Annotated in this window: 18 protein-coding genes and 1 tRNA gene; 17 read left to right on the top strand and 2 right to left on the bottom strand. The window is 71.5% G+C overall.

The window, feature by feature from the left end:
* Positions 1–158 precede the first annotated feature (158 nt).
* The 15 genes from ACZ3TI_RS11150 to ACZ3TI_RS11220 all read left to right on the top strand — a co-directional run bounded on the left by ACZ3TI_RS11150 (position 159) and on the right by ACZ3TI_RS11220 (position 9,125).
* Positions 159–512: an SCO3933 family regulatory protein gene (locus tag ACZ3TI_RS11150; protein WP_465725754.1), complete on the top strand. Its 354-nt coding sequence runs from the start codon at positions 159–161 to the stop codon at positions 510–512.
* Between the two features lie 23 nt (positions 513–535).
* The gene (locus ACZ3TI_RS11155) at positions 536–1,912 is read left to right on the top strand and encodes an FtsK/SpoIIIE domain-containing protein (RefSeq protein ID WP_465725756.1); all 1,377 of its coding nucleotides are present in this window, start codon (positions 536–538) and stop codon (positions 1,910–1,912) included.
* A 79-nt stretch (positions 1,913–1,991) separates the two neighbouring features.
* A complete protein-coding gene (locus ACZ3TI_RS11160; protein ID WP_465725758.1) occupies positions 1,992–2,201 on the top strand; it encodes a hypothetical protein in 210 nt (69 codons plus the stop codon).
* Between the two features lie 5 nt (positions 2,202–2,206).
* Positions 2,207–2,380, top strand: coding sequence for a hypothetical protein (locus ACZ3TI_RS11165; RefSeq protein WP_465725760.1), 174 nt, complete (start codon positions 2,207–2,209; stop codon positions 2,378–2,380).
* Positions 2,381–2,450: 70 nt separating this feature from the next.
* The gene (locus ACZ3TI_RS11170; protein ID WP_465725762.1) at positions 2,451–2,663 is read left to right on the top strand and encodes a hypothetical protein; all 213 of its coding nucleotides are present in this window, start codon (positions 2,451–2,453) and stop codon (positions 2,661–2,663) included.
* Positions 2,664–2,674: 11 nt separating this feature from the next.
* Positions 2,675–3,388: a DUF2637 domain-containing protein gene (locus tag ACZ3TI_RS11175; protein ID WP_465725764.1), complete on the top strand. Its 714-nt coding sequence runs from the start codon at positions 2,675–2,677 to the stop codon at positions 3,386–3,388.
* Positions 3,389–3,400: 12 nt separating this feature from the next.
* Positions 3,401–3,595 (top strand): hypothetical protein, encoded by a 195-nt coding sequence (locus tag ACZ3TI_RS11180; protein ID WP_465725766.1) that lies wholly within the window; start codon positions 3,401–3,403, stop codon positions 3,593–3,595.
* 23 nt (positions 3,596–3,618) lie between these two features.
* Entirely contained in the window at positions 3,619–4,149 is a 531-nt protein-coding gene (locus ACZ3TI_RS11185; RefSeq protein ID WP_465725767.1) for a DUF6197 family protein, read from the top strand.
* A gap of 89 nt (positions 4,150–4,238) precedes the next feature.
* Positions 4,239–4,787 carry a GGDEF domain-containing protein gene (locus tag ACZ3TI_RS11190; protein ID WP_465725769.1) on the top strand — a complete coding sequence of 183 codons (549 nt, stop codon included), beginning with the start codon at positions 4,239–4,241 and terminating at the stop codon, positions 4,785–4,787.
* A 101-nt stretch (positions 4,788–4,888) separates the two neighbouring features.
* Positions 4,889–5,071, top strand: a complete 183-nt coding sequence (locus ACZ3TI_RS11195; RefSeq protein WP_465725771.1) for a hypothetical protein — start codon at positions 4,889–4,891, stop codon at positions 5,069–5,071.
* Between the two features lie 3 nt (positions 5,072–5,074).
* Positions 5,075–5,242 carry a hypothetical protein gene (locus ACZ3TI_RS11200; protein WP_465725773.1) on the top strand — a complete coding sequence of 56 codons (168 nt, stop codon included), beginning with the start codon at positions 5,075–5,077 and terminating at the stop codon, positions 5,240–5,242.
* 66 nt (positions 5,243–5,308) lie between these two features.
* Positions 5,309–6,379 (top strand): DNA cytosine methyltransferase, encoded by a 1,071-nt coding sequence (locus tag ACZ3TI_RS11205; protein ID WP_465725775.1) that lies wholly within the window; start codon positions 5,309–5,311, stop codon positions 6,377–6,379.
* Positions 6,376–7,800 carry a replication initiator protein RepSA gene (gene repSA / locus ACZ3TI_RS11210; RefSeq protein WP_465725777.1) on the top strand — a complete coding sequence of 475 codons (1,425 nt, stop codon included), beginning with the start codon at positions 6,376–6,378 and terminating at the stop codon, positions 7,798–7,800. The genes ACZ3TI_RS11205 and repSA overlap by 4 nt, the downstream gene beginning before the upstream one ends.
* Positions 7,785–7,997: an excisionase family DNA-binding protein gene (locus ACZ3TI_RS11215; RefSeq protein ID WP_465725779.1), complete on the top strand. Its 213-nt coding sequence runs from the start codon at positions 7,785–7,787 to the stop codon at positions 7,995–7,997. Before repSA ends, ACZ3TI_RS11215 begins: the two co-directional genes overlap by 16 nt.
* Positions 7,998–9,125 carry a tyrosine-type recombinase/integrase gene (locus ACZ3TI_RS11220; protein WP_465725781.1) on the top strand — a complete coding sequence of 376 codons (1,128 nt, stop codon included), beginning with the start codon at positions 7,998–8,000 and terminating at the stop codon, positions 9,123–9,125.
* An 80-nt stretch (positions 9,126–9,205) separates the two neighbouring features.
* Here ACZ3TI_RS11220 and ACZ3TI_RS11225 read toward each other — a convergent pair.
* Positions 9,206–9,279: transfer RNA gene (locus ACZ3TI_RS11225), tRNA-Gly, on the bottom strand.
* A 276-nt stretch (positions 9,280–9,555) separates the two neighbouring features.
* On the opposite strand from ACZ3TI_RS11225, the gene ACZ3TI_RS11230 reads away from it, so the two are divergent.
* Both ACZ3TI_RS11230 and dcd read left to right on the top strand, forming a co-directional pair.
* Entirely contained in the window at positions 9,556–9,777 is a 222-nt protein-coding gene (locus ACZ3TI_RS11230; protein WP_174315667.1) for a hypothetical protein, read from the top strand.
* 71 nt (positions 9,778–9,848) lie between these two features.
* Complete coding sequence (gene dcd / locus ACZ3TI_RS11235; RefSeq protein WP_465725784.1) at positions 9,849–10,424, top strand: dCTP deaminase; 576 nt, start codon at positions 9,849–9,851, stop codon at positions 10,422–10,424.
* Between the two features lie 131 nt (positions 10,425–10,555).
* On the opposite strand, the gene ACZ3TI_RS11240 is transcribed toward dcd, so the two are convergent.
* Positions 10,556–11,446, bottom strand: a complete 891-nt coding sequence (locus ACZ3TI_RS11240) for an alanyl-tRNA editing protein (RefSeq protein WP_465725786.1) — start codon at positions 11,444–11,446, stop codon at positions 10,556–10,558.
* Positions 11,447–11,524: the final 78 nt, after the last annotated feature.

The raw sequence follows: 11,524 nt of genomic DNA on the forward strand, positions 1-11,524 counted from the left end.
CGTCGCAAGATTTTTCTCGCGGCGGGTTGACTCATGTACAGGAGTCGGGCACTCTTCTATCCATCAACTCATGTACATGAGTGCATGAGAACACCTCCGTTAGAGGAGATGCGCCGGGCTGCTTACTTCGCCCCGGCGCTCGATGAAGGAGCCAGAAGATGCGCTTCATCCCCGTCGACACGACCGCCGCGCTGGTGATGGTCGCCCAGGCGCCCCGCCCGAAGCTCAAGAACCGCCAGACCGGCGAGATGGCCACGGACGCCGAGACCGGCGCGCTGCTGGTCACCCTGGACGTCACGTTCGTCGCCAACGGCGAGGCCGACATCCTGTCCCTGACCGTGCCGCAACCGGGCGTCCCGGACGGGCTGGCGCCCGGCATGCTGGTCGCGCTCACCCGGCTGATCGCCCGGCCGTGGGAGAGCGAGTTCAACGGCCAGAAGCGCTCCGGGATCGCCTTCCGGGCCGACGCCGTGACGGTCGCCTCCCCGGTCCCCGCCGGCGCGAGCGCCTGATCGCCGTGGATACCCTGACGACGATGCTCCTGGAGCTGGGCGCCCCCGCTGCGGCCCTCGGCTCCGGCGCGCTCTACGCCAAGGCGAAGATGCCCCGGACGTACTGGGCGACCGTCGGCCTCCCGCTGGCCATCCACCGCATCCGGCACGACTACGAGAACGTCATGGAAGCCTGCGGGCTGACCGTGGAGCCCTCGTTCTGGCGCGCCATGGCCTCCTCCGCCACCAACCAGCCGGCCAAGCCCGCAATGCCCAAGATCCGTGGCATGAAGGCGAGTTCGACCGGCTTGCGGGTCCGGCTGCGGCTCGCCCGTGGACAGCAGACGGCGGACATGGTCGACGCGGCCGAGCGCCTGCGGCACGCCTGGGAGGTCCACGCGGTCCACGTCTCGGAGGTCAAGCCCGGTGTCGTGGACCTGCGGATCGTCGGCTTCGACGTGCTGCGCAACGTGCGCATGCCGCGCCGAGCCGCCGCCAAGCCTGGTCTGCTGCGGGTTCCGGTCGCGCTTCGTGCCGATGGCGCCGCGCACTACCGGGACTACCGACAGGCGCCCAACGGGCTGAACCTCGGCGCCAACCAGTCCGGCAAGTCCATGTTCACCCGCAACCTGATCCACGGCCTCGCCCCGCAGCCCGTCGCCCTGGTGGGCATCGACTGCAAACGCGGCGTCGAACAGCGGCCATTCGCGCCTCGACTGTCCGCACTGGCCACCGACCAGGGCGAAGCGCTCGGGCTACTGCTCGCGCTGCTGGTCGAGATGGACGACCGGTACGACCTCATCCGCGACCACCAGGGTGTCCCCGGATCGGTGGCGGCCGAGGATGTGACCGCCGACATCTGGGGCCTGCCCGAGAAGATCCGGCCCGTGCCGATCGTCGTCCTGGTGGACGAGATCGCTGAACTCTTCCTGGTGGCCAGCAAGGCCGATGAGGAGCGTCGAAACCAGATCGTCACAGCGCTGATCCGGCTTGCCCAACTCGCCCGCGCCGCCGGCATCTTCCTGGAGATCGCGGGCCAGCGTTTCGGCTCGGAACTGGGCAAGGGCGCAACCCTGCTTCGCTCCCAGCTCACCGGCCGCACCGTCCACCGGGTCAACGACCTGGAGACGGCGAAGATGGGACTCGGGGATGTCTCCGACGCCGCCGTCATCGCCGCCACGAAGATCAGCCCGGACATGCCTGGCCTGGCCGTCGCCGGCGACACCTCCGGCCTCTGGTCCGAGATCCGCACGCCGCACCGCTCGCTGGCCGAAGTCGCCGAGCGCTGCAACGAGTTCGCGCACCTGACGCCCGACCTGGACCGGTTGGCGACGTTCCGCCCCCCGGTCGCCAACCCGGTCGTCATCCCGCCGATGCCCTCGACGCCGCCGACCCTGATGCCGCTCTCGCTCGGCAAGTAGTAGCCCTCGCCCCACGGTCCGCGCGACCGCTTCGCGCCAAGTCCCTACCCCTCCATGCCCTGATCCAAGGAGATCATCCGTGTCCCGCAAGCCGTCCATCGCCGAGATCGGCGCCTTACTCGGCCACCTCAGGGCCACCCGCAACGACAACGCCGACACCGGTCCGCTGCTCGCCGAGAAGGCCGACCTGCTGGAGCGCATCGCCAAGGCCAACCCGGACGACCGCGACGCCGCCCAGGTCGCCCGCGAGGCCCGCGCCGCCGCCGACCGCGCCGCGCGCAACGGGTGACCCCGATGGCCGCCCGTAAGCGCACCGCGAAGCCGAAGCCCGCGCCCTGCGACCCCTGCAAGGGCACCGGCCAGACCACCGAGACCGTCTACGTAGGCCGTGGCGCCCGTCGCCGCCGGGTCGCCGAGCAGGAGGCCGCCTGCCTCGACTGCCTCGGCACCGGCACCGCCCTCGCGTAGTCCAAGCCGCCGACCCGGGCGGCAGGCCGTCGATGCCCCGCCCGGCCCCGCGATCCCCAGGAGTCAGCAAATGCAGCAGGACACCTATTACTGCGTCCTCACGATGCAGCAGACCGTGCGCGGCATGTCCGCCCTCGGGACCTTCGCGAGCACGATCAAGCCGTCGCCGGGGACGACCCGCGCCGACATCTACGACAAGGCGATCGCCGCACTGACGCGACAGCAGCCGGAGCTGACCGGCGGTGTCGTCCTGTTCTTCTCCCTCGACAAGAACCAGCTCTGACGGGGCACGCCATGCGCCGACTCCCCAAGCTGGACGCCGTACTCGCGCAAGCGGTGATCGCCGCCGCACTCTCCTTCGCCCACCTCCACGACCTCGCCGAAGCCGCTGGACAGGCTGGCTGGAAGTCCTGGGCCTACCCGGTGTCCGTCGACCTCCTGCTCGTCGCCGCCTGGCGTCGGATGCGCTCCGGGACCGCCCGCCGACTCGCCTGGTGCTGGTTCGTCATCGCCCTTGCGGCCTCGCTCGGCGCCAATGTCGGCACCGCCGGACTGCTCGACCTCGGCAATGCCCCGGCCTGGCTCCGCGTCCTGGTCGCCGGCTGGCCCGCCGCCGCGTTCCTCGGCGGCACCCTCCTGGCCCACTCGACCGACGCACCTGCCGACGAAACCCCGGTCGCGGAACTCGAATCGGACGACACCGAAACCGACACCCAGCCGCTCTACGTCCCAGCCGCCGCGCCGGTCATCGAGACGGTCATCGAGCCTGCGCCCGTGGAATCGCCTGCCACCGCCCCGGCGATCGAACCGGCTCCCGCCCCGGCGCCGACCCCGGTCATCGATCCGGCCCCGGCACCTGCGATCCCGGCGTTCCTGCTCGACCACGCCCGCAAGGTCGCCGACGACCATCGCGCCCGCACCGGCACCCCGATCGACGCCGCCGCGCTCCGCGCTCTCCTCGGCGTCAAGGACCCACTTGCCTCGGCTCTCGTCGCCGAACTCGCCTGAAAGGCCCGCCTGGTGAACATCCAGTTGCCGTTCATCGTCGTCCTCGCGATCGTCGCGTGGCTCATCGTCCGGCACCTCCGGCTGCGCTGGTGGGTGGTCGCCGCGCTCGTCCTCCTCGGCTTCTACCTCGCCGACACCTCCGCCGCCCCGCTGATTGACAACACGACCCGCGACGGCGTGTCCGTCGTCAACAAGACCACCAAGTAGCAAGCTGCAAAGGAGAGTTGAGGATGAAGACCATCGTTCGCCTGCCGCCGTTGGTCACCGTGGACGGCTCCGGCCTCGTCGCCGAGATCGAGGCATACCTGGCCTCCCTGCCCGCCCCGGCCCGCATCGCCGTCCCGTACGTCTCGCCGCTCGGCTCCACCGTCCAGCCCTGGGACGCCGGCTACCCGGTGCCCCGGCTCACGCTCCTCGACCGGATCACCCACCGCCCGGCCCGCCCGGTGCCGGTGAGCGCCGCCGGCCACCTCCGTCTCACCTCCCGCTACATCGGCGCCTTCGGCTGGCTCCAGGGCGCCATGTGGGACTCCGCTGGCCGCGTCTGCCTCCTCGGCGCTCAAACCGCCGTCCTCGCCCACGGCTACGGCACCCCGGCCACCGTCACCACCGCCCGCGTCCAGGTGATGGAGATCCTGCACTCCACCGGCCGCCCCGTGCGCTCCCCGGACGAGTACAACGACCGCCCCACCACCCGCCAGGGCGACATTCACCAGCTCCTCGACCAGGCCGCCGCCCGCGCCCAACGACTCGGCCTCTGACCTCCCCGGGGACGGCCAACACGCCACCAGCATCCCGCCGCCCCGGAGATCGCGACCCCCATCCACGCCTGCCCGTCATGGAGGACCACATGGATCTCCCCACGGCCTTCGCCGCCGCTGTGCCGCTGATCGGATGGACCACCCACAGCCTCTGGCTGAGCCAGCGTCTCGCCACCGCCCGCCGCGACCCGCTCACCGGGCTCCACACCCGCGACGGCTTCACCACCCGTGCCCACCGGCTGACCCACCACCGCCCGGACCGCGTCTCGGTGCTGCTGATCGACCTGGACGACTTCAAGGCGACCAACGACACCTACGGCCACGCGGCCGGAGACGCGGTCATCACCGCGACCGCCGCTCGTCTGTCCGCCTGGTGCGGCCGTACCGGCATCGCCGCCCGCCTCGGCGGGGACGAGTTCGCCGTCGTCGCCCTGGACGCCCCCGCACGGCTGCTGGAACTCCGCGCGGCCCTCAACCAGCCGGTCCCGTACGCCGGCTTCTCGCTCCCGGCCTCCGCCTCGGTGGGCATCTGCCCCGTCTCCGAGCTGCCGGTCGTCTCGCTCACGGACGCGCTCGCCTCCGCCGACCGGGACATGTACGCGCACAAGCGCGACGGCCGCACGACCCGCCGCCGCTGATTCGAAGACCGGCCCCGGGGCGGCAACACGCCACCAAGCATCCCGCCGCCCCGAGGCCGCAACCCCGTCCCGAACCGAAGCCCACGAAGGAGACCACCATCATGCCGCAGCACAGCCACGCCCCGAACCGGATCTGCCCGAACTGCTCCGGCTTCGCCGCCGTCGCCATCGCCACCGGCGTCCGCCTCCGCAACGGATCCCGCGCCACCGTCCCGGTCACCTGCCCCACCTGCAACGGCGCCGGCACCGTCACCCGCCCGCTCGCCACCGCGAAGGCGGCCTGACCGATGGCCCTCCTCGATTGGCGCGACTCCCAGCACTGGGCCCCCAAGCCCGCCCCCTGCGGCGTCTGCGACAAGCCCACCAACCTGCGCTCCGACCGTGGCAAGCCCGTCCACAAGGTCTGCGCCGAGCAGTGGACCGACCGCCACCAGAAACCCGCCAACCCGTCCTGACCAGCCCGGCCCCGGGACCTGGTGCCGCTGGCCCGTCCCGGGGCCTCCCCACTGAGGGAGACCGCCTTGAACCGCCACATCATCGACCTGTTCGCCGGCCCCGGCGGCTGGTCCGAAGGTCTGCGCCGCCTCGGACACACCGACGTCGGCCTTGAGATCGACGCCGCCGCCTGCGCCACCCGCGCCGCCGCCAGCCACCGCACCATCCGCACGGATGTCGCCGCCTACCCGACCACCCCGCTCGTCGGAAAGGTCTCCGGCCTGATCGGCTCCGCCCCCTGCCAGCCCTACAGCACGGCTGGGCTCGGCGCCGGAGCCGACGACATCGCGCTCTGCCACCAGGGCCTTGACGACCTCGCCGCCGGTCACGACACCCGAACCGCTCTTCGAGGCGCCTGCACGGACGCGAAGTCGCTTCTCGCTGTCGAACCCCTGCGGTATGCCCTCGACGTCCGCCCCGACTGGATCGCCCTCGAAGAGGTCCCCTCGGTGGAACCCCTCTTCGCCCACATGGCCCGCATCCTGCACCGCATCGGCTACTCGACCTGGGTCGGTGTCCTCAACGCAGCCGACTACGGCATCCCCCAGACCCGCCGCCGAGCCTTCCTCCTTGCCTCCACGCAACACCAGGTCTCCCCGCCCGAAGCCACCCACGCCCAGGCGCCCGAGCCCGAAAGCCTCTTCGGCCCCGGCCGCGCCGCCTGGACCACCATGGCCGACGCCCTCGACATCGCCATCGGCGACGTCGTCACCCGCGGGAAGCACACCAGCGGGGGCAACCACTTCCCCACCGACGGCCCGGCCTGGGCCCTGACCGGCCGCTCCCGCTCGTGGTCGCTTCGAGTCGGCACCCGCCCCGCCGCCAGCCGCCGACCCGCCACCGCGCCCGCCCCTACCCTCCTGTTCAGCTACTCGAAGAACAACGTGTCCTGGCTGGACGACAACGGCACACCGGTCCGCAGGCTCAGCGTCCCCGAAGCCTCCGTCCTCCAGGACTTCGCCCCCGACTACCCGTGGACCGGTTCCAGGACCAAGCAGTTCGAGCAGATCGGCAACGCCGTCCCGCCCGGCCTCGCCGAAGCGGCTCTCCGTTCGGTCCTGGAGCCCGCCCACCTGCCGCTGGCGGTGGCCGCATGACGCCGACCACCCACTCGGAGCGCGACCGTCTGGCCCTCGCCGACCTCGCCCGCCTGGCTTCCCGGGGCGACCTGCCCCGGCTCACCGACCAGATCCGTCGCACCGGCGGCTGTGCCAATCCGATGCACCTCAAGGGCTTCCGCACCCTCACCCACGCCCCGACCGGCGCCGTCTGGCACCGCTACTCCACCGACCACGAACCCGGTGGACGTCTCAAGGTCGCCTGCGGCAACCGCCGGGCCTCCCGCTGCCCCTCCTGTGCCCGCACCTACTCGGCGGACACCTTCCACCTGATCCGCGCCGGTCTCGCGGGAGACACCGCCAAGGGCGTCCCGGCCACGGTGCGCTCCCACCCCCGGGTCTTCGCCACCCTCACCGCTCCCAGCTTCGGCCCGGTCCACAACCGCCCCGACAAGGGCACCTGCCGCTGCGGCCACACCCACCCCGCCGACTCTCCGCTGCTCGGGACGCCGCTCGATCCGGCGAAGTACGAGTACGGGCACGCGGTGCTGTGGAACAACCACGCCCCCGACCTGTGGCGCCGCTTCACCGTCTACCTCTTCCGGACCATGGCGAAGATGGCCGGGCTCTACCAGTACGAGTTCAAGGAGCAGGCGAAGATCTCCTTCGGTAAGGTCGCCGAGTACCAGCGCCGGGGCGCCGTCCACTTCCACGCCGTCATCCGCATCGACGGACCCGCCGGCCCCGACACACCCCCGCCCGCCTGGGCAACCGTCGCCCTTCTGGACTCCGCAATCCGGGCCGCCGCCCGCCGTGCCGGTCTCCCCATCGCCGCCGGGGGCGACCAGCCCGCCCGCGTCCTGGAGTGGGGCACGCAGGTCGACGTCCGACCGATCGGCGCCTTCGCCGACGGGGAGATCACGGAGCGGGCAGTCGCCTCCTACATCGCCAAGTACGCCACCAAGTCCGCCGAGACGACCGAGACCGTGGACCGCCGCATCCTGGAGCGCCACGAACTCGACCGGCACGACCTGCCCACCCACACCCGGCGCCTGATCGAAGCCTGCTGGGACCTGGACCAGCACTACCCCGGCCGCCTGCTCGCGCACTGGTCGCACATGCTCGGCTTCCGGGGCCACTTCTCCTCCAAGTCCCCTACGTACTCGACCACGCTCGGCGCCCTGCGGCAGGTCCGCGCCGACTACCGCGCCGATCAGGCCCGCGCCGAGCTCCGGGAACGCCTGCTAGCCCAAGGGCTGCCGGACCTGGACGACCTGCCCGAGGCGGAGACGCTGGTGGTCGCCCACTGGGCCTTCGCCGGCGCCGGGAACTCCCCGGGTGAGTCGATGCTTGCTGCTTCGATCGCCCGGGACCTGCACGAACGACACACCACCGACCGACAGGAGATGCGCGCACAACTCGCGCGAGAAGAGGGGGAACACGTATGGACCGCCTGCTGACGGTCAAGGAAGTCGCCGAACGCCTCGGCACCTGGGAGACCAGCGGGGAACGGTTCCCTCGACGCCTCGTCGCCGAACGCCGGATCGCCTTCGTCAAGGTCGGACGCCACGTCCGCATCACGGAAGCGGCCCTGGCCGAGTATGTGGCCACAAACACCGTGCAGCCTCGGTCCCGTCGACTGCGGGCGGTGGCCTAAGTGGCAAGCAAGCGACGGCAGTTCGGCCGGATCCGCAAGCTCCCTTCCGGCCGCTTCCAGGCCCGGTACCTCGACCCGACCGGCATCCTTCGGCCGGCGCCCGAGACCTTCGAGACCAAGACCGACGCGGACGACTGGCTGGCCGAGATGCAGACCAGCATCCGCAAGAAGGACTGGCGCGACCCCGGCGCCGGAGCGGTCAACTTCGCCAAGTACGCCGACGCCTGGATCACGGAGCGCGGCCTGATGCCGACCACCCTGGAGCTGTACCGCCGGCTGCTGCGGCTGCACCTGGAACCGACCTTCGGCGCCCTCGACCTGGACGAGATCACGCCTCCGCTCGTCCGTGCCTGGCGGGCCGAACTCCGGGCCACCGGCAAGCACACCACGGCCGCGAAGGCGTACCGCCTGCTCAAGTCCGTCATGGCAACCGCGACCGATGACGAGCTGATCCGCCGGAACCCGTGCCGGATCAAGGGTGCGGGCAAGGAGTCGGCCGAGGAGCGCGGGGTCGCCAGCATCGAGAAGGTCTACGAGCTGGCCGAGTTCGTGGGGCTGCGCTGGCGCGCCATGGTTCTGCTCGCCGCTTTCACGACGCTCCGCCCGGAGGAACTGGCCGAGCTGCGGCGCAAGGACATCGACCTCGTGGCCGGTACGGTCCGCGTCCGGCTCGCGGCCCCCGAACTCAACACCGGCCGGCGGGCGCTCGGAGACACCAAGTCCGAAGCGGGCAAGCGCGTCGTGACCATCCCGGCCGCCGTCCTGCCAGATATCCGGCTGCACCTGGAGCTGTTCGCGGAGAAGGGTGATGAGGGTCTGCTGTTCGTCGGCGAGAAGGGCGCCCCGTTCCGCCGGACCACCTTCGGGCGAATCTGGCGGAAGGCTCGCGCGAAGGCAGGCATGCCGGGCTTCCGCTTCTACGACCTCCGGCACACCGGCAACAACCTGGCCGCCGCCACCGGGGCCAGCCTCAAGGAGCTGATGGCCCGCATGGGGCATGCTTCCGTCCGGGCCGCGCTGATCTACCAGCACGCGACCAGCGAGCGGGACAAGAAGATCGCGGACGGCATGGACACCGCGATCAACGATGCTCTCGGCCGGGGCGCGACACCGCCCGACCAACCGTAGAGACACGCAGGGGGCACGGAAGCCCAGAAACGCAAAAGGCCCGGCTCGGGGATCATGCCCCTGAGCTGGGCCTTTACTGCTGGAGCGGGCGACGAGAATCGAACTCGCGCTCTAAGCTTGGGAAGCTCATGTTCTACCATTAAACTACGCCCGCCTGATGAGCCGTCAGAGACCGCTCGATCCAGTGTCACTGTACCCCATTCGAGACCGTGGTTGCACGAGGGGTTCGGGGCGCGGCGGAGCGGGGTGGGGGCGGTGGTGGAGGCGTACTGTGTGGGCCGCGTACGAGTGCTCCGGTGGGGTGGGGTCGGGGCGGCGAGCCACGGTGAGGAATGTCCGGAACATCCCCTAATGTGACGCTGTCCCGGGGCTCGGCCGCCGGGGTGCGTGAGTACGGGTGAGTACTGGGTTAGGGATGGGAAGGGGATCGATGGAGCAGCGCGCCGTCGTTCGTTGTGCCGAGGGGCACCTGTTCAGCACCACCACGTTCCCGATGCAGAACCTCGGTCCGGGCCGGCTCGGCCCCGGGCGGTTGATCCGCTGTCCGCAGTGCGGACGGCTGCGGAGTTCGGTGCTGGCCGACGTGCGGGAGCTGTCGGAGCCACAACTGGCGCGGGCGATGCGGCTGGAGGCCGCGGAGTTCCTGGCCTGACGGGGGTCGGACGGGCAGACGGGCCCCGGGCGGATTCGTCCGGGGCCCTTTCTTGCACGTAACCTCGAAGCGTGCTGCTCTCTGACAAGGACATCCGGACCGAAATCGACCTGGGCCGGGTCGTCATCGACCCGTTCGACCCGGCGATGATCCAGCCGTCGAGTATCGACGTTCGCCTCGACCGCTTCTTCCGCGTGTTCGAGAACCACAAGTACCCGCACATCGACCCCTCCGAGGAGCAGCCGGACCTGACCCGGCTGGTCGAGCCGGAGGGCGACGAGGCGTTCATCCTGCACCCGGGCGAGTTCGTGCTGGCCTCGACGTACGAGGTCATCACGCTGCCCGAGGACGTGGCCTCCCGGCTGGAGGGCAAGTCGAGCCTGGGCCGTCTCGGCCTGCTCACCCACTCCACGGCGGGCTTCATCGACCCCGGCTTCAGCGGTCACGTGACGCTGGAGCTGTCGAACGTCGCGACGCTGCCGATCAAGCTGTACCCCGGCATGAAGATCGGGCAGCTCTGCATGTTCCGCCTCTCCTCCCCGTCGGAGCACCCGTACGGCTCGGAGCGCTACGGCTCGCGCTACCAGGGCCAGCGCGGCCCGACGCCGTCCCGCTCGTACCTGAACTTCCACCGCAGCGAGGTCTGACCCGCAAGAGCCGCGGAGCCGCACGCAGACGGGCGGCCACCCCTCCACCGAGGAGGGGTGGCCGCCCGCGGCGTTTCAGGCCCGCTCGGGGCTCCAGGCCCGCCCGCGGCGTTTCAGGCCCGCTCGGGGCTTCAGGCCCGCTTGGGGCTGGTGACGGCGATCAGCTCGGTGCCGTCCTCGGACAGCCGCAGCTCGGTGCGCAGCTCGGCCAGCTCGCCGAGGTGGTGCAGGTGGGTGCCGCCGCAGAAGATCTGCGCGCCACCCTCGGGCAGTTCGCAGTGCCACTGGCGGCGGGCGGTGAGCTCGGGGCCGGGCACCTCGATGCGGACCGGGGCGTCGGCCGCGACCCAGGCGGCGAGCCGGGCGTTGACGTCCTCGGTGAGGGCGGGCAGGGCGTCGGCCAGGGCGGGGAACTCCTCGGTGGCGTCCGCCGTGAAGCCCTTCTTCTTGAGCGACTTGCCGAGACGGTAGGTGTCGGTGCTGGCCTCGGTGTCCATCACCGAGCTCGCCATGGCAAGGCTGTCGAAGTCCGGGTTGCCGAACGCGTCCGAGCGGCCGGGGTCCTTGCGCCAGCGCGGGGCGAGCGCGGCGTTCAGGGCGAGGGCGAGCAGGTGGCAGCCGCTGTGCGAGGCGCTGAGGGCGCCCCGGCGCTCGGCGTCGACGGCGAGCGCGGCGGTGCGGCCGACGATGTCGCCGGGGTCGGTGGCGAGGACGTGCAGGACCAGCCAGGACCACTCCTCGTCGCCGCGCCGGACCGGGATGTCGGCGCCGACCAGCAGCGCGTCGCCCTCCGGGCCGACGGCACCGGTCAGGCAGTCGACCACGGCCAGCTCGGCGCCGTCCACGGTCAGGGTGCCGTGGTCGGCCGGCTGGTCGGGCCAGGTGTGGTCGAGCGGGTGGAACGGGGTCGCCTCGGTCACGACGGCGTACCGGCCGTCGGCCAGCGGGTGCACCGCGAGCACCGGGGACTCGCCGGTCACCGCCCCGGCCGGGAAGCTGACGTGGGTGGTGGGGAGGGTCATGCCTGGCTCCGGTGGACGTGGGACGAAGAGGGTGGACGGGCCCCGGCGCTCGGCCGCGGCCCGTCCCCCATTCTGCCC

The organism is Kitasatospora sp. NPDC023120, assembly GCF_055560835.1.

What these genes read in the sequence shown, in the direction of transcription:
- ACZ3TI_RS11170 (WP_465725762.1), top strand. Translation starts at nt 2,451, where the DNA reads ATGCAGCAGGACACCTATTACTGCGTCCTCACGATGCAGCAGACCGTG.
- ACZ3TI_RS11240 (WP_465725786.1), bottom strand. Translation starts at nt 11,446, where the DNA reads ATGACCCTCCCCACCACCCACGTCAGCTTCCCGGCCGGGGCGGTGACC.
- repSA (WP_465725777.1), top strand. Translation starts at nt 6,376, where the DNA reads ATGACGCCGACCACCCACTCGGAGCGCGACCGTCTGGCCCTCGCCGAC.
- ACZ3TI_RS11150 (WP_465725754.1), top strand. Translation starts at nt 159, where the DNA reads ATGCGCTTCATCCCCGTCGACACGACCGCCGCGCTGGTGATGGTCGCC.
- ACZ3TI_RS11190 (WP_465725769.1), top strand. Translation starts at nt 4,239, where the DNA reads ATGGATCTCCCCACGGCCTTCGCCGCCGCTGTGCCGCTGATCGGATGG.
- ACZ3TI_RS11155 (WP_465725756.1), top strand. Translation starts at nt 536, where the DNA reads ATGCTCCTGGAGCTGGGCGCCCCCGCTGCGGCCCTCGGCTCCGGCGCG.
- ACZ3TI_RS11165 (WP_465725760.1), top strand. Translation starts at nt 2,207, where the DNA reads ATGGCCGCCCGTAAGCGCACCGCGAAGCCGAAGCCCGCGCCCTGCGAC.
- ACZ3TI_RS11230 (WP_174315667.1), top strand. Translation starts at nt 9,556, where the DNA reads ATGGAGCAGCGCGCCGTCGTTCGTTGTGCCGAGGGGCACCTGTTCAGC.
- ACZ3TI_RS11195 (WP_465725771.1), top strand. Translation starts at nt 4,889, where the DNA reads ATGCCGCAGCACAGCCACGCCCCGAACCGGATCTGCCCGAACTGCTCC.
- ACZ3TI_RS11215 (WP_465725779.1), top strand. Translation starts at nt 7,785, where the DNA reads ATGGACCGCCTGCTGACGGTCAAGGAAGTCGCCGAACGCCTCGGCACC.
- ACZ3TI_RS11185 (WP_465725767.1), top strand. Translation starts at nt 3,619, where the DNA reads ATGAAGACCATCGTTCGCCTGCCGCCGTTGGTCACCGTGGACGGCTCC.
- ACZ3TI_RS11200 (WP_465725773.1), top strand. Translation starts at nt 5,075, where the DNA reads ATGGCCCTCCTCGATTGGCGCGACTCCCAGCACTGGGCCCCCAAGCCC.
- ACZ3TI_RS11175 (WP_465725764.1), top strand. Translation starts at nt 2,675, where the DNA reads ATGCGCCGACTCCCCAAGCTGGACGCCGTACTCGCGCAAGCGGTGATC.